15 protein-coding genes are annotated in these 17,187 nt (G+C 69.1%); 1 reads left to right on the forward strand and 14 read right to left on the reverse strand.

Going from position 1 to position 17,187, the window contains the following annotated elements; genetic code table 11:
* Positions 1-34: 34 nt before the first annotated feature.
* From ASC61_RS19490 to thrS, 13 genes are all read right to left on the reverse strand, one after another.
* On the reverse strand, positions 35-982 hold the full coding sequence (locus ASC61_RS19490) for a signal peptidase I (protein WP_082530750.1): 948 nt from the start codon (positions 980-982) through the stop codon (positions 35-37).
* Positions 979-1,590 (reverse strand): TasA family protein, encoded by a 612-nt coding sequence (locus ASC61_RS17930; RefSeq protein ID WP_082530751.1) that lies wholly within the window; start codon positions 1,588-1,590, stop codon positions 979-981. The genes ASC61_RS19490 and ASC61_RS17930 overlap by 4 nt, the downstream gene beginning before the upstream one ends.
* On the reverse strand, positions 1,577-2,137 hold the full coding sequence (locus ASC61_RS17935) for a signal peptidase I (RefSeq protein WP_056214394.1): 561 nt from the start codon (positions 2,135-2,137) through the stop codon (positions 1,577-1,579). The genes ASC61_RS17930 and ASC61_RS17935 overlap by 14 nt, the downstream gene beginning before the upstream one ends.
* A 47-nt stretch (positions 2,138-2,184) precedes the next feature.
* A complete protein-coding gene (locus ASC61_RS17940; RefSeq protein WP_056214397.1) occupies positions 2,185-2,718 on the reverse strand; it encodes an alternate-type signal peptide domain-containing protein in 534 nt (177 codons plus the stop codon).
* 293 nt (positions 2,719-3,011) lie between these two features.
* Positions 3,012-3,902, reverse strand: coding sequence for a pyridoxal 5'-phosphate synthase lyase subunit PdxS (gene pdxS / locus ASC61_RS17945; RefSeq protein ID WP_056214400.1), 891 nt, complete (start codon positions 3,900-3,902; stop codon positions 3,012-3,014).
* A gap of 33 nt (positions 3,903-3,935) precedes the next feature.
* The gene (locus ASC61_RS17950; RefSeq protein WP_082530752.1) at positions 3,936-5,654 is read right to left on the reverse strand and encodes an FAD-dependent oxidoreductase; all 1,719 of its coding nucleotides are present in this window, start codon (positions 5,652-5,654) and stop codon (positions 3,936-3,938) included.
* On the reverse strand, positions 5,654-6,670 hold the full coding sequence (locus ASC61_RS17955) for an AurF N-oxygenase family protein (protein WP_056214403.1): 1,017 nt from the start codon (positions 6,668-6,670) through the stop codon (positions 5,654-5,656). Before ASC61_RS17955 ends, ASC61_RS17950 begins: the two co-directional genes overlap by 1 nt.
* 164 nt (positions 6,671-6,834) lie before the next feature.
* Positions 6,835-7,407, reverse strand: a complete 573-nt coding sequence (locus tag ASC61_RS17960) for a hypothetical protein (protein ID WP_056214405.1) — start codon at positions 7,405-7,407, stop codon at positions 6,835-6,837.
* Between the two features lie 149 nt (positions 7,408-7,556).
* Positions 7,557-8,162: a sortase domain-containing protein gene (locus ASC61_RS17965; RefSeq protein ID WP_056214408.1), complete on the reverse strand. Its 606-nt coding sequence runs from the start codon at positions 8,160-8,162 to the stop codon at positions 7,557-7,559.
* A gap of 85 nt (positions 8,163-8,247) precedes the next feature.
* Complete coding sequence (locus tag ASC61_RS17970) at positions 8,248-9,885, reverse strand: sigma-70 family RNA polymerase sigma factor (RefSeq protein WP_056214411.1); 1,638 nt, start codon at positions 9,883-9,885, stop codon at positions 8,248-8,250.
* Between the two features lie 125 nt (positions 9,886-10,010).
* On the reverse strand, positions 10,011-10,649 hold the full coding sequence (gene pgsA, locus ASC61_RS17975; protein WP_056214414.1) for a phosphatidylinositol phosphate synthase: 639 nt from the start codon (positions 10,647-10,649) through the stop codon (positions 10,011-10,013).
* A 3-nt stretch (positions 10,650-10,652) separates the two neighbouring features.
* Positions 10,653-11,192, reverse strand: coding sequence for an HIT family protein (locus tag ASC61_RS17980; RefSeq protein ID WP_442854222.1), 540 nt, complete (start codon positions 11,190-11,192; stop codon positions 10,653-10,655).
* 5 nt (positions 11,193-11,197) lie between these two features.
* Complete coding sequence (gene thrS / locus ASC61_RS17985) at positions 11,198-13,174, reverse strand: threonine--tRNA ligase (protein ID WP_056214421.1); 1,977 nt, start codon at positions 13,172-13,174, stop codon at positions 11,198-11,200.
* 136 nt (positions 13,175-13,310) lie between these two features.
* On the opposite strand from thrS, the gene ASC61_RS17990 reads away from it, so the two are divergent.
* Entirely contained in the window at positions 13,311-15,650 is a 2,340-nt protein-coding gene (locus tag ASC61_RS17990; RefSeq protein ID WP_056214423.1) for a PAS domain S-box protein, read from the forward strand.
* A gap of 1 nt (position 15,651) precedes the next feature.
* Here ASC61_RS17990 and ASC61_RS17995 read toward each other — a convergent pair whose 3' ends face one another.
* Positions 15,652-17,136, reverse strand: coding sequence for a flavin monoamine oxidase family protein (locus tag ASC61_RS17995; protein WP_082530754.1), 1,485 nt, complete (start codon positions 17,134-17,136; stop codon positions 15,652-15,654).
* Positions 17,137-17,187 lie beyond the last annotated feature (51 nt).

The raw sequence follows: 17,187 nt of genomic DNA on the forward strand, positions 1-17,187 counted from the left end.
TCTATCGGCGCCCGCGTGGGACGCGTCGGCCCCGTCAGCTGCAGAGGCTGACGACGGCCACGGTGTAGCTCCGCGTGTTCGAGGCGACCGAGCTCCACGTCGTCGAGCCGAAGCTGCGATTCGCCACGACCCACGCCGTGCCCCCGCTGATCGCCGACGTGATGCTGGTCGAGGTGCCGGCGACGGTCTTGGTCGTCGCTCCGCCCGATCCGTAGTGCAGCGTGTAGTCGGTCGCTCCGGCGACAGCTGCCCAGGTGAACGTCACGGAGAGCACGCCGAGTCCCCCACAGGTGAACGTCGCCGGCGCCGGCAGGGTGTACGCCGAGAGGTTCGTGCCGGTGACGGGAGCGGGGTTCGTCCAGAAGGCGGCAGAAGCCGGCGCAGCCAGAGCCAACGTGGCGCCAGTGGCCACGGCGACGGCCGAGCGGGCCGCGACCCTGGTCCGGCGATCTGCCCTGCGCGCTCCCCCGCGCCTCGTGGGTCCGGCAGGTTCTTCCGGAGACCGGCGGCGGAACGCCAGGACCAGCATCCCGGTCACGTACGCCCCGAGCACGAACAGGCCTCCGCGACCCGAGGCGGCGCTGACGACGTATCCCGCCTTCGGGATGTCGAAGAGCACCCGGTCGACGCGGGTCACGGTGTAGACCTCGGCGTCCGGAGCCTGGTTGGCATCGCCCTGCAGGGTCAGCTGCCGGGCCTCCCCTTCCGCCGACATGTCGCGGAGGCGGTGGGTCACGCGGTGGCCGTCAGCATTGATCACCGAGACGATGTCGCCGGCGTCCAACGACCGGGCGTCGACCGTACGTGCGATGGCAAGGTCGCCCGTGTGGATCGCCGGCGCCATCGACCCCGAGCGGAACACCAGCGGCGTGATCCCGAACGCCCACCCGGCGACGGTCGCCACGACGCACACCACGCCGAGGATCGCGCCCGTGGTGAGGGCGGCCTCGCGGGTGCCGCGGAGCAGCGTGTGTCCGGTCATGAGATGTCCGAGGTGCCGGTCGCGGTGAACGTGGCCGTCGCCGCCTTGCCCTGCAAGCTGCTGGGCGCGGTGTCGGAGAGCTTGACCTGGAAGCACAGGACCTCGTTGCCCCCGGACGCGGTCAGCGCGGTGCTCGGCCGCTTGGCGAGGATCGTGGTCGTCGTCGTGCTGGTCAGCGGCTGGTCCGTGACGAGCGCGGTGCCACCGGTGCACGTGGCGCCTGACTTGGCGCCACCCAGGCGGACCGTCAGCAGCAACCCGTTCGCCGCCGCCGCGTTGTAGTCGGTCGCGTTCGTGCCGGTCAGTCCACCGGTCAGGGTGTACTTCGACGGGACGGTCCCGTTGTTCTTGACGGTCAGGACCTCCGCAGACGTCGTGCCGGGCACCATCGCGCTCATGCTCAACGTGGTGGTCGCGTACGAGTCGACGTTGTTGACCTGCAGGTCGAGCGTGCCCGCCGTGAACGTGGTGCCGGCGACCGTCACGTCGTCGGTCCACGAGGCGAATGTGCCGACCGACCCGATGCCCACGGCGATGCCGAGGCTCAGGAGTGCGCGGACGCGTACCGACGGGAGCCGTCGCCGTGTGGTGTGCCTATGACTGGACATGCGTGCCTTCCTTGCGGCCGCGAGTCCGCGCCGCCGCCGCGAACATCGCTACGGCATAGCCGAGCAGACCGACGGCGACGATCACCACGGCCGTCTGTCGCTGCGCGTTCGTGAACACGTTCGTCACGCGGCCGAGGTAGGGGATCGCGTACCACCGCTCCCCCTTGACCTGCACCGGCCGGACGGGCGCGGGATCGGGCGAGCCGTTGGCGTCGCCCTGCGTGCGGAACGTGCGCTCGCCGTGCCCGTCGAACCCGATGCCGACGACCCGGTGGGTCACGACGTCCCGCTCGCCGGACTCCAGCTGGTACGTGATGACGGTGCCGATCGCGATGTCGGACGCGTCGACCGGCTTGACCACGACCAAGGTGCCGGGCGGCATGCCGGGCCGCATCGAGCTGGTGAGGATCGTGTACGGCGTGGCGCCCGCCAGCCGCGGCACCAGCACCGAGACGACGAGCACCAGCAGGAAGGCGGACATGACGGTCCAGGAGATGGCCTGGATCAGCCAGCTCCGCACAGGTCGTTCGTGGCGATGTGTCGACATCGTGGGTCCCCGAGCCGGCCCGCCCCCTGGAGGCGGACCGGATCAGATCAGCTGTGGACCTGCTGGGCCGCGATCGTGACCGCGTTCAGCGTCGCCGACAACGTCTGCGTCGCGTTGACCGACGCCGAGTCGAACGTGACGGCGATCGTCGCCGTGACGGTGTCGCCACCGTTGGCCTCGGTGATCTCCGCCGGGATGTCGACACCGTCGATCTGATACGTCGCGACGACGCCGAGATCGTCGGTCAGCGCGTTGGTGGCGGCGAATCCCCCACCGGTGACGTTGAGCGTCGCACGAAGGTGGTCGCCCGTCGCCGTGATGTCGAACGTGCACACCTTCGTGATGACGTCGCCCGGCACGACCTTGTCGCCCGGCTCGTACGGATCGTTCAGCACCGCCTCGCCGTCGTCCAGCAGCCAGCCTGCGCCGCAGTCAGGCGTCGACAGCTTCAGCTCGCCGGCCGCGATGACACCTCCCGGCACGCTGACGTCGTCGTTCCAGAACGCGAGCGAACCGGCTCCACCGAGCAGCAGGATGCCGGCAGCTGACGCCGCCAGGGCGCCCTTAGTAGACCTCTTCATGAGTTACTCCCTCTTTCATCGCTGCGCGCCAGAGGGGTCGCGCAGTCGATCTCCCACGACGAGCGTGCACCCTCAGGGCACCGCTCGGCAGCCAATTGGGAAAAGATGCCTCGAATTGACTACGCAGGGGTGCGGAAAGACGGAAACGGCCGGGACCGAGCAGGTCCCGACCGTTTCAGAGATCCGCGAGTCACCCACCCACCCAGCCATGGGCCGAGCGCCAGCGAGGCGAGAGCTTCCGGGCGAAGCCCGGTCTGCGACGAAGTCGCGGGCGCGGCGGAGCCGCGCAGCTCCTACCAACCGCGTTCCGCGAGGCGGTGGGGCTCGGGGATGTCGTCGACGTTGATGCCGACCATGGCCTCGCCGAGGCCACGCGAGACCTTGGCGATCACGTCAGGGTCGTCGAAGAACGTCGTGGCCTTGACGATCGCCTCGGCGCGCTGGGCCGGGTTGCCGGACTTGAAGATGCCCGAGCCGACGAACACGCCTTCGGCGCCGAGCTGCATCATCATCGCCGCGTCGGCCGGGGTCGCGATGCCGCCGGCGGTGAACAGCACGACCGGGAGCTTGCCGTTCTCGGCAACCTCCTTGACCAGCTCGTAGGGCGCCTGCAGCTCCTTGGCCGCGACGAACAGCTCGTCCTCCGACAGCGACCCGAGACGCCGGATCTGCGCGCGGATCTGGCGCATGTGCGTCGTCGCGTTGGACACGTCACCCGTGCCGGCCTCGCCCTTGGAGCGGATCATCGCCGCACCCTCGGTCAGCCGCCGCAGCGCCTCACCCAGGTTGGTCGCACCGCACACGAACGGCACCGTGAACTGCCACTTGTCGATGTGGTTGGCATAGTCCGCCGGCGTCAGCACCTCGGACTCGTCGATGTAGTCGACACCCAGGGACTGCAGCACCTGGGCCTCGACGAAGTGGCCGATGCGGGCCTTGGCCATCACCGGGATCGAGACGGCCTCGATGATGCCGTCGATCAGGTCCGGATCGGACATGCGGGCGACGCCGCCCTGCGAACGGATGTCGGCAGGCACGCGCTCCAACGCCATGACCGCGACGGCCCCGGCGTCCTCGGCGATCTTGGCCTGCTCGGCGTTGACGACGTCCATGATCACGCCGCCCTTGAGCATCTCTGCCATGCCACGCTTGACCCGCGACGTACCGGTTGCCTCGTTGCTCACTGCTGTGTCCTTTGATGTGCTGGATGATCGTCCTCAGTCTACTCGGGACGAGCTCGCCTCCACGCGGTGGACAACAGCCGGACGCACGCCACGACGCCGGGCCAGATCGCGCCACCGTCGTCGCCGCTCCGGCACGGTCGCGGCAGCCCCGAGCAGCTCCCCGACGCGGGTCAGCTTGCGTCGCGGACGGCCCTGCTGAGCCCCCTCGAGACGCTCCGCACGATCGATCGCGCGCCACCCCCTGGCATCGACCTGGCCCGGTACGCGCGACCGTACGAACGCGTCGAACCCGTCGCGCGGCGGATCGGCGAGCAGCCCCGCGTTGAAGTCGGCGATCAGGTGCTCCACGGTCTCCTGCGCGCACGTCTTGTTGGTGCCGATGAATCCCGTCGGCCCCCGTTTGATCCAGCCCACCGCGTAGGTCTGGGGGGTGCCGATGACTCGTCCTGCAACATTCGGCATGGTGCCGCTCTGCGCGTCGAACGGGACGCCGTCGACGGGCGCGCCGCGATAGCCGATCGAGCGGAGAACGAGCCCCGTCGCGATCGTCGAGACGTCACCGGTCGGCGCCGGGCGTACGACCCCCTCGTCGGTCACCAGCTCGTTGCGGCAGACCCGAACGCCGGTGACGTGATCGTCTCCGAGGAGCTCCACAGGGGACGTCGCGAAGCGGAACACGATGCGGCGGTTGCCGTCGCGCCGCGGACGGGCGGCGGCGGCACGAAGGGCCGACAGTTTCTGCCCGATCATGACGTCGTCGACCGGCCGTGCCAGGTCGGCACCCTCGACGACGACGTCGATGTCGTCGCGACCCAGCAGACCGATGAGCTCCGGGAGCGTGAACGCGGCCTCCGCGGGTCCGCGCCGGCCGAGAAGCACGACCTCTCGCACCGCGCTCCCTCGCAGCGCGGCAAGGGCGTGGTCCGCGATGTCGGTCGACGCCAGCCTGGCTGGGTCGGTCGCCAGGATCCGGGCGACGTCAAGGGCGACATTGCCGTTGCCGACGATGACGGCCCGCTCACTGGTGAGGTCGAAGACGTCGTCGGCGTGATCGGGGTGGCCGTTGTACCAGGCCACGAAGTCGGTGGCCGTCGCACTGCCCGGCAGCTGCTCCCCCGGTGTGCCGAGGAAGCGGTCCTGCGACGCACCGGTGGCATAGACCACGGCGTGATGGTGCTCGAGCAGCTCGTCGTGCGTGAGGTCCGTCCCGACCTCCACGTTGAGCGCATATGCGAACCCCGGGTGGTCCTCGACCTGCCGGAACAGCTCGTCGATCGCCTTGGTGTGCTGGTGATCAGGTGCCACCCCGGCACGAACGAGCCCGTACGGCGTGGGGAGCCGGTCGATGACGGTGATGTCGACTCCGGGCCGCTTCAGCAGCTCGTCGGCCGCGTAGAGCGCTGCCGGCCCCGAACCGACGATCGCCACGCGGAGGTCCCCGCGACTGGAGTCCTTCGCGAGGATCGGTGCCACGGGCGCCTGTGCCGGGTGATCGCGTCCGGACTCGTGGAACAGGGCGTTGACCTCGACGAACGGCAGCTGGGCCTCGAGCAGCTTGGTGTCAGGGACGATCGCGCCGACGGGGCAGGCGCTCACGCACGCGCCACAGTCGACGCACGAGACGGGATCGACGTAGAGCATCTCGGCCAGGCCGAAGTCGGCCTCGTCAGGCGTCGGGTGGATCGCGTTGACCGGGCAGGCGAAGACGCATGAGGCGTCGCCGCAGCACGCCTGGGTGACGACGTGTGCCATCAGCTGGAGAACGCGACGGGCGGCTCGCTGCGGTAGCGCGACGGACGACCGTCGATGCGGCACAGCTTCCACATCAACCGGGCCAGGCGGTTCTTGCGCAGCCCCGACTGGTCGGCCAGCATGCGTACGTCGCCGAACAGCTCCTGGAGGCGCTCGCGGGACTCCGGCGCCTTCCAGTAGAGGTCCTTCATGACCTTGCGCGGGATGCCGAACTCCTTGCGGAACGCCTTGGACGGCACCATGATCACGTCGCACAGGACGCGCATGATCACCGGGAACAGCAGCGAGATGACGAACTTCTCGACGCGACCGAGCCGTGGAGCGTTGCGGCGGATGTAGTGGTGCGCGAACGAGATGTGCCGCGCCTCCTCGGCGACGTGGATCTCCATGATGCGCGACAGCACCGGCGGCAGGTCCTTGCCGCTGCGCAGGATGCCCTTCTGCGTGTGGTCGATCGGCTCCTCACCGGCCAGCACGCCGATGAAGAACGCGAACGGCACCACCGAGCCGGCCCACGGCAGGATGCCGGCGACCTTGCGCATGAGCCACGGCATGCCGGCGACGTCGACCCCGATGCGGTTGACGGTCTGCTGGAACATCTGCGTGTGGTGGCACTCCTCGGTCGCCTCGTGGGTGAGGTAGCGGTACTCCGGCGAGCCGTTGGGCAGCGTGAAGACGTACTGCATGATGCCGCGGATCAGGATGTTCTCGAACTGGAGCCCGACCTTGAGGATGTTGGCCTGACGCCACTGCCCGATCTCGATCTGGCGGGCGAGCGACTGCGACTGGTACCACGGGTGAGCACCGAGCGGGTCGACGTCGGACGGCAGCACCCAACGCGGGTCGTCGTGGTGGACCTCGAAGTCCGGATCGCTCCAGGGCACGTCGATGAAGGCGTCGAAGTGGCGGTCGACCGACGCCTGCGACAGCCCCTCGAGGATGTCGGCGTACTGCTCGGGCGTGACGTCCACCGGGATGTCGGGCAGGTCTTCCACGTGGTCGAGCGTCTGGGACATCTGGGGCTCCTCGTGAGTCGGTTCTTCCGTCAGCATGCGCCATACCCAGGGTATGTGTCAACGACGATGTCACATAGGGAGTGTCACGCTCGTCGTGGGGGTCCGCGGGCACGGCGAAGGGCCCCGCACCCCTGGACGGTGCGAGGCCCTTCGGTCCGGGTCGCTCAGGCGTTGCCGCGCGTACGTCTGCGCACCGCGAACGCGGCACCTGAGGCCGTCACGGCAAGGCCGCCCGCGAACAGCCAGGCCAGGTCGAGACCGGCGTCCTGCTGCTCCGAGGCGAGCCCGGCGTCGACGCGGTTGGGCAGCTCGACGGCGTCACGGGCGTCCACCACGTCGTCGACCGAGTTCTTCGACTCGCCGTTGCCGCCGCCGTCGGTCGGCTTGTCCGGCTTGGGCGCATCGCTGAAGTCGCCGGGACCCTTCGGACCGTGGGGCTTGGGTGCATCGCTGAGGTCGCCCGGACCCTTCGGCTTGTCCGGCTTGGGCGCATCGCTGAGGTCGCCGGGACCCTTCGGCTTGTCCGGCTTGGGCGCGTCGCTGAGGTCGGCCGGGCCCTTGGGCGGGGTCGGCTTCGGGGCCGGGGCCTTGATGTCGAGATCGGGCTGGGGGTCCGTGTGCGGCGGGACGATGATGACCGGGCCGGGCTCGGTGGCCATGGCGGCGGCGGGGACCATCGTGAGCGCGGCGGTGGCCAGCGGGACGGCGACGATCAGGTTGCGGATGGTGGCGTTCATGTCATGTTCTCCTTGAGGTTGGTGGTGCTTCTGGTGGGCGGTGTCTGTGGTTGTTGCTTGCTCAGATGTAGGAGCGCGACCCCCAGGGAGTCCTTGCAACTTTTCGGGAAGTTTTCTGGGCAGATTCGGATTACCGGCGAAACCGCAGGTCAGGGCGCCAAACGGGCGAAGACGATCGTGTTGTCGGGATACATGCGCGCGACCGGGTCAGGCGTGCCGCCGCAGGTGATCAGGCGCAGCACGGGACGATCGGTCTCGTTCCAGATCCGGTCGTACGGCAGCTTGTCCTTGGCGGCCTGCTCGACGGCCTCGACGACGAACGTCGACCTGCCGTCCGTACGCTCGACCGTCACGCGGTCCCCCGGCTCGAGCTCGTGCAGCCGGGCGAACACGTCGTCGCCTGCCGGCCCGTGGACGTGCGCGACGAGAACGGCCGGCCCGGGTGCGCCGGGGCGCGGCCCCAGGTCGTACCAGCCGGCGTCGCCGAAGTCGGGGGTCTGCATCGCGCCGTTCGCCTTGAGGCCGACGCCATGGAGGCGCTCGTCGACCTTGATCGCCGGGATCGACAGGTGCGTCGGCTTGCCGACCGGGCGGGCCTCATGGCGTACGGAGACCGGCGGAGGTGGCGGCGCGGCCTGGACCGGCGCCGGCTCTGCCACACGGAGCTCGGGCGCGGTCCGGCCGGAGCCGGCCAGCCCGCCGAGTGCGGCGACTGCCACAGCGGTGACGAGGGTGGTGCGGACGATGCGGTTCATGCCAGGTGCCTCCGGGTCTCGTGTGCCTACACGAGTGGGAGCACCGGACGCCCCGGCTTCTTACAACTTTTCGCCGCTCAGCCGGCTAGCCCGGGCACGGGTCCACGCTGACGGTCCGTGACGAGCTGGCTGTGTTGCCGCGCTTGTCGGTGGCCGTGACCTTCAGGGTGACGGATCCGCCATTGGCGAACTGACCCATGTCGGCCTTCCAGGTGCCCCCCGACCGTGACATCGATCTGCTGCCCGAGCCGGCTCCACTCCAGCGCAGGACGACCGACGAGAGGCCACTCTCGTCCGACACGCTCACGCGTACGGGATTGCTCGTGCAGGTCGAGCTCGAGCCGAGGCTGGGCCGGCCGACGACCGGGTCGTGGTCCTCGACGACCGAGACCTTCACCGATGCGCTGCCGGTGCGCCACGAGATCGCGAGGCTGCCCGACGAGGTCCCCTCGCGGACGTCGCCACGGTCGGCGCGTACAACGACCTTGGAGGACGCGCCGGCCGCGACGCGTCCGGTCGACGGCGACGCCGACAGCCACGCGGCGTTGGACGACAGGCGGTAGTCGACCGGCAGTCCACCGGTGTTCGTGAGGGTGATCGTGGACGTGCTGCCAGCGCGACCCAACGCGATCGAGGTGGTCGAGACCGTGAGGTTGCCAGGCGCCTTGGGTGCGGCCTTGGTGGGCTTCGGCGTGGGGGTCGTGGTCGGCTTCGCATCGAGCGTCGGACCGGCTGTCGGCTCGACCGTCGGCTGGGTCGACACGACATCCCCCTTGGGCGACGGGTCGTCGTCGTTGCCGGCCCAGAACAACGCAGCGATGCCGGACAGGATGATGACGACCGCGGCAGCGGCTGCCGTGACGGCGGCCTTGGGCCGCCCGCGGGGGGCCAAGGCCGGGGTCACGACGAGCGGCTCGCCGGTCGGTGTCGTGTAGGCCACGAGCTGCGGGTCGCTCACGACGCGGTCGCGCAAGGTCAGGGGCGCCGCGAAGATCGGCACGGACGCCAGCAGCATCCATGGGCTCAGGATCTTCTTGCGGCGCTTCGAGCACACGTCGCAGTCGTCGACGTGACGTGAGACCCGCTTGCGAATCAGCGGCGAGAAGGTGCCGTCCCAGTCGGCGAGCAGGTCGTCGAGGTCGTCGCAGTCGTCGCGGCCGAGCCGGGCGATCAGCAACGCTCCGAGCGACCGGTCGACCTGCGCCCGCAGGCGGTTGAGCATGACGTACGCGTTGGAGGCCGACACGCCCATCGCCTCGCCGAGCTCGGCGCCCTCGAGGCCCTGCCGCAGGTGCAGGTCGAGGAGGGCGCGATCGCGGTCGGCGAGCCCGGCGGACGCGTCCCACACGATCTTCTGCATCGCGGCGCGCTCCGCCTCCTGGTCCGGGGTCAGGGCGTCGTCAGCCATCTGAACCAGCTGCTCCTCGCCGCCGAACGCGACGCGTTTGCGCGCTCGCAGCTTGCGCAGGCACTCGCTGCGCACGATGGCGTAGAGCCAGGGCCGCAGCCGTTCCGGGTCGCGCAGCTGGCTGAGCCGCTCCGCCACGAGCACGAACGAGTCCGCCACGGCGTCCGCAGCGTCCTCGCGGTGCCGGAGCATCGAGTAGGCGAAGTCGTAGAGCTTGGTGCCATAGCGGTCGTAGACCGCGGCGAACGCGTCGCGGTCCGCTGCCAGCACCCCCGCGACGAGTTCCGCGTCCGTGGGACTGGTGGGCTCGCTCACGCAGGCATCCTACGAAGAATCGCAGGGCCGTACGGGCAACGCGCGACATCGGTCACTCTCTTCTCCTGGTGGTCTTGTCACCAGTAGGAGTCGCGAGCGGACGGGGTCTTACAACTTTTTCGCGATCAGCTGTCGAGACCGGGGTCGGCGACGGCCTGCTTGTGCACCATCAGCATCCGCTGGATCACGGTGATCGTGCTGGCCACCGCGAGGGCCCACAGGGTGATCTCGCGCAGGAACGGCGCGTCGAACATTCCGGAGAAGCCGGTCATGACGAGGATCGCCACGAGTCGGTCCGAACGTTCGGCGATGCCACCCTTGGCCGTCATGCCCAGGCTCTCGGCACGTGCGCGGGCGTACGAGGTGAGCGATCCGAGCACGAGGCACGCCAGGCTGAGGTAGAGGTAGATCCGCGGGTCACCGAGGTCGGCCTTGGCGTCCGACGTCGTGTAGTAGAGCAGCAGTCCGCCGAAGATCGCGGCGTCACCGACCCGGTCGAGCGTCGAGTCGAGGAAGGCGCCCCACTTGGACGACTGGCCCGACTTGCGGGCCATGTAGCCGTCGATGATGTCGCTGAACACGAACGCGGTCACGACCAGGACACCGATCAGGAACTCACCCTGCGGGAAGAAGATCAGGGCGCCGGCGCTGACGCCGATCGTGCCGACCCAGGTGACCCAGTCGGGCTTGACGCCGAGGCGCAGCAGCAGGTCACCGAGCGGCGCCCAGACGTTGGACCAGAACTGGCGGAAGCGTTCGAGCATGGGCTACTCCTTGGGCCAGGCAGCGGCGAGCATCTCGCGGGTGTCGCCCAGCAGCTGTGGCATGGTCTTGGTCTGGCCGATGACGGGCAGGAAGTTGGAGTCGCCGCCCCAGCGCGGCACGATGTGCTGGTGCAGGTGCGCCGCGATGCCGGCGCCGGCGATGTTGCCCTGGTTCATGCCGAGGTTGAAGCCCTGAGGGTTCGTGACCTCGCGCATCGTGCGCATCGCGGTCTTGGTCAGCTGAGCGACCTCGAGCGTCTCGTCGTCCGTCAGGTCGGTGTAGTCCGCGACGTGACGGTAGGGGCAGACCAGCAGGTGGCCGGCGTTGTAGGGATAGAGGTTGAGCACCGCGTAGGCGTGCTCGCCCCGGTGCACGATGAGCCCCTCGACGTCGTCCATCTGCGGGATGCGGCAGAACGGGCAGTCGGCCTCGTCAGCAGTCGTCGGCTTGCCCTCACCCTTGATGTAGACAATCCGGTGCGGCGTCCACAAGCGTTCGAACGCGTCGGGCTCCCCCACGCCGTCCTGCTGGCCCTCGTCCACGTCCGTCACACCTGCACCCGGGTCTCCACCGCTTCGACGATGCGGGCGATGGCGTCGTCGAGGGCGATGCCGTTCTCCTGCTCGCCGCTGCGATAGCGGAACGACACGGCACCGGCCTCGATGTCGTTGTCGCCGGCGATCACCATGAACGGGACCTTCTGGGTCTGTGCGTTGCGGATCTTCTTCTGCATGCGCTCGTCGGAGTCGTCGACCTCGACGCGGATGCCTTCGGCCTTGAGCCTGGCCGCGAGCTCGTAGAGGTGGTCGACGTGCCGCTCGGCGACCGGGATGCCGACGACCTGCACGGGGGCGAGCCACGGGGGGAACGCGCCGGCGTAGTGCTCGACGAGGACGCCCATGAACCGCTCGATCGAGCCGAACTTGGCCGAGTGGATCATGACGGGCTGCTGGCGCGAGCCGTCAGCCGCCACGTACTCGAGGTTGAAGCGCTCGGGTGACGGCTGGTTGAAGTCGTACTGGATCGTGCCGAGCTGCCAGGTGCGACCGATCGCGTCGCGCGCCTGGATCGAGACCTTGGGGCCGTAGTAGGCCGCGCCGCCGGGATCGGGCACGAGCTCGAGGCCACTGTCGATGCAGACGTCCTCGAGGACCTTGGTGGCGATCGCCCAGTCCTCGTCGGACCCGATGAACTTGTCGGGCTTGGAGTCGTCGCGGGTCGACAGCTCGAGGTAGTAGTCGGGCATGCCGAAGTCACGCAGCAGGCTCAGCATGAACTCGAGGAGGTGGCGGATCTCGTCGGGCGCCTGCTCGGGGGTGACGTAGGAGTGCGAGTCATCCTGGGCGAACCCGCGTACGCGCGTCAGCCCGTGGATCACGCCCGACTTCTCGTGGCGGTAGACGTGCCCGAACTCGAACAGCCGGAGCGGCAGCTCACGGTAGGACCGGCCGCGCGAACGGAAGATCAGGTTGTGCATCGGGCAGTTCATGGCCTTGAGCCGGTAGTCGTTGCCGTCGACGTCGAGCGCGGGGAACATGCCCTCGCCGTAGTAGGGCAGGTGGCCGGAGGTGTAGAACAGCTCCTCCTTGGCGATGTGCGGCGTGCCGACGTACTCGAAGCCCTCTTCGATGTGGCGCTGGCGGACGTAGTCCTCCATCTCGCGCTTGATCACCCCACCCTTGGGGTGGAAGACGGGCAGCCCGGAGCCGATCTCGTCGGGGAAGCTGTAGAGGTCGAGCTCGGTGCCGAGGCGGCGGTGGTCGCGGCGCTGCGCCTCCTCGATGCGGTGCAAGTGCTCGTCGAGCGCCTCCTTGGTCTCCCAGGCAGTGCCGTAGATGCGCTGCAGCTGCTTGTTCTTCTCGTCGCCGCGCCAGTAGGCCGCTGCGCTGCGCATGAGCTTGAACGCCGGGATGCGCTTGGTGGTCGGGAGGTGCGGGCCGCGGCACAGGTCCTTCCACGCCAGCGAGCCGTCGCGCTTGAGGTTGTCGTAGATCGTCAGGCCACCGGCGCCGACCTCGACGCTCGCGCCCTCGGCGGCATCACCCGCGGTGGACTTGAGCCCGATGAGCTCGAGCTTGTAGGGCTCGTCGGACAGCTCCGCGCGGGCGTCGTCGTCCGAGATCTCACGACGGTCGAACTTCTGCCCCTCCTTGACGATCTTGCGCATGCGCGACTCGATCTTGTCGAGGTCCTCCGGCACGAACGGCTCGGGCACGTCGAAGTCGTAGTAGAAGCCGTCGGTGATCGGCGGGCCGATGCCGAGCTTGGCCTCGGGGAACAGCTCCTGCACGGCCTGCGCCATGACGTGTGCGGTCGAGTGGCGCAGGATGTCGCGGCCGTCGGCGGAGTCGATCGCAACGCCTTCGACCTCGTCGCCGTCGGCCAGCTCGTAGGCGAGATCCTTGAGCTCACCGCCGACGCGGGCCGCGATGATGTCGGGCGTCTCGGCGAACAGCTGCCACGCCTTGGTGCCCGTCTCGACAGCTCGCGACTCTGCGTTGAGGACGATCTGGATGTCGGACATGCGTGACCTCTGTTCGGTATGACGCGCCCTACGGATGGCGCGTGCTGCTTCCCTCCACCCTATGGCAGTGCGACGACGTGGAGAGAGGTGGTCGCAGCGGTCGCGAAATGCGGCGACGGGGGCCATAGTTGCGACCATGGGGAACACCACTGCGACAGTCGTTCTCATCGACGACTCTGCTGAGGTACGCGAGCTCCTCAAGACCCAGTTCAGGTTGTCCGGGCTGCTCACAGTCGTCGGTGACGGGGCCAACGGGGTCGAGGCCATCGGGCTGGCTCACCGGCACCAGCCCGACCTGCTGCTGCTCGACCTCTCGATGCCGTCGATGGACGGCCTCGACGCGCTGCACGGGATCCTCACGGTCTCCCCCCGGACCCGGGTCGTGATCTACACCGGCTTCGAGAGCAACGGCCTGGCCGATCGGGCGATCGAGCTGGGTGCGACCGCATTTTTGGAAAAGTCGATCCCGATCGAGCAGATGGCGCATCGCCTGCACGCGATCATGACCGACGCTGCTGCGTCACCAGCCCCCGAGCGTCGGCTGGAGGTCGTACCGGATCCTGCGGACCGCCAGATGAGTGCCGAGCAGGATCACGCCCACGACGACCAGAGCGTGCTCGACGAGCACCTCGAACGGTTCCGCGAGGTGTTCGAGCAGGCCGCCATCGGCATGGCGACAATGACCTTGACCGGCAGCATCGTGCGGGCCAACCGCGCCCTTGGCGAGATCCTGCTCCGCAAGCACCAGGACCTCGTCGGCGTCGACTACGCCACCCTCACCGCCGGCCGCGGCGAGCAGTTGGGCACCGCGCTCGACGAGATCGTGCTGGGGGCCGCGGACCTTGTGCACCTGGAGCACGAGGTGCGTGGGACACCCGAGCCCCGCCACGTGCAAGCCTCGATCGCCGCGATCCGCGACGAGGCCGGCGCGCCGCTCTACCTGTTCCTCCAGGTCCAGGACGTCACGGCTCAGCGGGCCGCCGAGGAACGGCTCCGGCTCAGCGAGGAGCGCTTCCGTCTCCTGGTCGACGCCGTCGAGGAGTACGCGATCTTCATGCTCTCGCCCGAGGGCATCGTGGTCAGCTGGAACCCGGGCGCGCAGCGCAGCGAGGGATACCGCGCCGAGGAGATCATCGGTCGGCACTTCCGGACGTTCTACCCCCAGGCGCTGCAGGAGGCTCGCCACCCCGAGTACGAGCTCGAGCGCGCGCTGGCCGACGGTCACTACTCCGAGGAGGGGTGGCGGGTCCGCAAGGACGGCTCGGTGTTCTGGGCACACGTCCTGATCACCGCGGTGTTCGACGACGCCGGCCAGCACCTCGGGTTCGCCAAGGTCACCCGCGACATCACCACCAGCCGGGAGTCCCAGGAAGCGCTGCGGCAGAGCGAGGAACGCTTCCGGCTGCTCGTCGAAGCGGTGGCCGACTACGCGATCTTCATGCTCGATCCCGAGGGTCACGTCATGAGCTGGAACACCGGAGCACAACGGAGCACCGGCTACTCGAGCCGAGAGATCATCGGACAGCACTTCCGGATCTTCTACCTGCCCGAGAGCCAGGCCGAGCGGCACCCCGAGAACGAGCTCGAGATCGCGCTCAGCACCGGCCGCTACGAGGAGGAGGGCTGGCGCGTACGCAAGGACGGCACGCGCTACTGGTCCAGCGTCGTGATCACCGCGGTGTTCAACGACGTCGGAGAGCACGTGGGATTCGCCAAGGTGACCCGCGACCGCACCGAGAACCGCCTCGCCGAGGAGGAACGCGAGCAGACCAACGCCTCGCTCGCGGCACTCAACGAACGGCTCCGGCAGGCGGCGGCGGACCAGACCCAGTTCCTCGCCGTGACCGCGCACGAGCTGCGTACGCCCGCAGCGGTGCTCCGCGGCTCGGCCGACACCCTCTCGCGGCACTGGGCCGACCTGGGCGAGCAGGAGCGCATCGGTCTGCTGGCCGGCATGTCGTCGAGCGCTGATCGCCTCGGCAGGCTGCTCAACGACCTGCTGACGGCGTCCAAGCTCGACTCCGACGCGCTCAACCTGCGCCCCGTACGTTCCTCGATCGCGACGCTGGTCGCCTCCGCCGTCGACGGCGCCCGCGTCTCGAGCAAGGGCGTCGACATCCACGTCGGGGAGATTCCGGAGGTCGAGGTCCTGGTCGACGCCAGCCGGATCGGCCAGGCGATCGACAACCTCATCGGCAACGCCATCTCGCACGGCACCCCTCCGGTGAGGCTCGACGTGGCGGTGTCAGGCGACACAGCGCAGGTCCGCGTCAGCGACTCCGGAGGGGGCGTCGACACCGACGTCCTGCCCCGGCTGTTCCAACGGTTCGCGACCGGCGACAACGTTCGTGGCACCGGCCTCGGACTGTTCATCGCCCGCGAGCTCGCCAGGGCCTCGGGCGGCGACGCGTTCTACGAACCCTCGACGCCGGACAACTCCGCGGGCACGTTCGTGCTGGCCCTGCCGGTCGCGTGAGTCAGACGAGCTTGGCGACCTCAGCCGCCGCGCGCTCCCCTGCTCGTACGGCGCCGTCCATGTAGCCGGACCAGTACGTCGCAGTCTCGGTGCCGGCCCAGTGGACGCGACCGTGCGGCTCGCGGATCGTCGAGCCGTACGCGACGGTGGCGCCGGGTTGCACCGTGGCGATCGGGCTGCCCATCGTCCACCGTTCGTGCGTCCAGTCGTGCTCGACGTACTCGATGGGATCGAGCGCCTCCGGCCCCACGACCTTGGCGAATCCCTCGAGCACGAGCTTGCGGCGCTCGGCGAGCGGCAGCATCGCGCACTGCTGCCACGAGGAGCCGCCGACGAAGGCCAGGAGCACGCCGACCTTGGCGTCGGCGGGGCAGTTGTCGAAGACCGTGCGCACGACACCGCTGTTGAGGACGCCGGAGCCCGAAAGCCCCTTGGCGCGCCAAAACGGCCTGGGGTACACCGCGTCCACCTTCATCAACGTGCCCATCGGCATGTGCTGCATCAGCTGCAGGCGGCGCGGTGGGAGCAGCGGCGACCAGTCGATGCCCAGCACGAGGGGCGGCGGGACCGCGACGATCACCCGCTTCGCCGTGACGGTCCCGCGATCGCTGACGACGGTCACCCCTGTGCTCGTCTGCTTGATCTTGCGGACCGGGGCGTTGAGCGCGACCCGCGAGCCCAGCGCCGCGGCGACTCGCAACGGGAGCAGGCCCGAACCGCCGACGAACCTCGAGTCCTGGGCCGCGTCGGGCGTACCGGACGACCGCTCGAACGTGCCCGGATTGGTCTCGTTGCCCGCGGTCGCGATGTACCAGAGCAGGAACAGCAGCGAGATGCCCTGGGCATCCACCCCGAACGCGGACTGGAAGTAGGCCTTGATCACCTCGCGCACGGTGGGGATCAGGGTGTTCTGCCGGATCCAGGTGTCGACCGTCATGTTGTCCCACTCGGCGGCCCGCTTGGCGGTCCACGGTGCGTCCACGGGCACCTGCTTCGACATCTCGTCGATGCGCAGCTGCAGCAGCAGCGCGTCGGCCAGGATCAGCGGGTCGGGCGGGACCGTGCCGGTGTACTTCATGGTGCCGCCGTCGGCGCTGACGTAGACGTTCTTGCCGGTGATGTACTCCTTGAACGTCGCGACCTTGAGCTCCTTGGCCAGTGCGAGCACGTGATCCTGGGTGGGACCGACGAACGCCCCACCGGACTCGATCACGGAGCCGTTCTTGAGGGTGTGGTTGAGCAGCCGACCGCCCACACGGTTGCGGGCCTCCAGCACCAGGACCTTCTTGCCGCTCGCGACCAGCTTGCGCGCGGCGACGAGGCCCGACAGCCCACCACCCACGACCACGACGTCGACGCTGGCAGGCAGGCTTCCGGAGGTCGTCGCCGCCTCAGCGGCTTCACCCAGTCCTCCGATCGCGAGGATCGCACCTCCCGCGGCAGCGCCGCTCAGCAGTCCGCGTCGTGACAGTCCGTGCTCAGCCATGCGATGCCTCTCGTTTGCTGTGTCAACGAGGGATGGGCCGAAAAGGAACGC

This window comes from Aeromicrobium sp. Root344, assembly GCF_001425755.1.
Taxonomy (GTDB): domain Bacteria; phylum Actinomycetota; class Actinomycetes; order Propionibacteriales; family Nocardioidaceae; genus Aeromicrobium.

What these genes read in the sequence shown, in the direction of transcription:
- ASC61_RS17940 (WP_056214397.1), bottom strand. Translation starts at nt 2,718, where the DNA reads ATGAAGAGGTCTACTAAGGGCGCCCTGGCGGCGTCAGCTGCCGGCATC.
- ASC61_RS17950 (WP_082530752.1), bottom strand. Translation starts at nt 5,654, where the DNA reads ATGGCACACGTCGTCACCCAGGCGTGCTGCGGCGACGCCTCATGCGTC.
- ASC61_RS17930 (WP_082530751.1), bottom strand. Translation starts at nt 1,590, where the DNA reads ATGTCCAGTCATAGGCACACCACACGGCGACGGCTCCCGTCGGTACGC.
- ASC61_RS17965 (WP_056214408.1), bottom strand. Translation starts at nt 8,162, where the DNA reads ATGAACCGCATCGTCCGCACCACCCTCGTCACCGCTGTGGCAGTCGCC.
- ASC61_RS17935 (WP_056214394.1), bottom strand. Translation starts at nt 2,137, where the DNA reads ATGTCGACACATCGCCACGAACGACCTGTGCGGAGCTGGCTGATCCAG.
- pgsA (WP_056214414.1), bottom strand. Translation starts at nt 10,649, where the DNA reads ATGCTCGAACGCTTCCGCCAGTTCTGGTCCAACGTCTGGGCGCCGCTC.
- ASC61_RS19490 (WP_082530750.1), bottom strand. Translation starts at nt 982, where the DNA reads ATGACCGGACACACGCTGCTCCGCGGCACCCGCGAGGCCGCCCTCACC.
- ASC61_RS17960 (WP_056214405.1), bottom strand. Translation starts at nt 7,407, where the DNA reads ATGAACGCCACCATCCGCAACCTGATCGTCGCCGTCCCGCTGGCCACC.
- thrS (WP_056214421.1), bottom strand. Translation starts at nt 13,174, where the DNA reads ATGTCCGACATCCAGATCGTCCTCAACGCAGAGTCGCGAGCTGTCGAG.
- ASC61_RS17990 (WP_056214423.1), top strand. Translation starts at nt 13,311, where the DNA reads ATGGGGAACACCACTGCGACAGTCGTTCTCATCGACGACTCTGCTGAG.
- ASC61_RS17955 (WP_056214403.1), bottom strand. Translation starts at nt 6,670, where the DNA reads ATGTCCCAGACGCTCGACCACGTGGAAGACCTGCCCGACATCCCGGTG.
- ASC61_RS17995 (WP_082530754.1), bottom strand. Translation starts at nt 17,136, where the DNA reads ATGGCTGAGCACGGACTGTCACGACGCGGACTGCTGAGCGGCGCTGCC.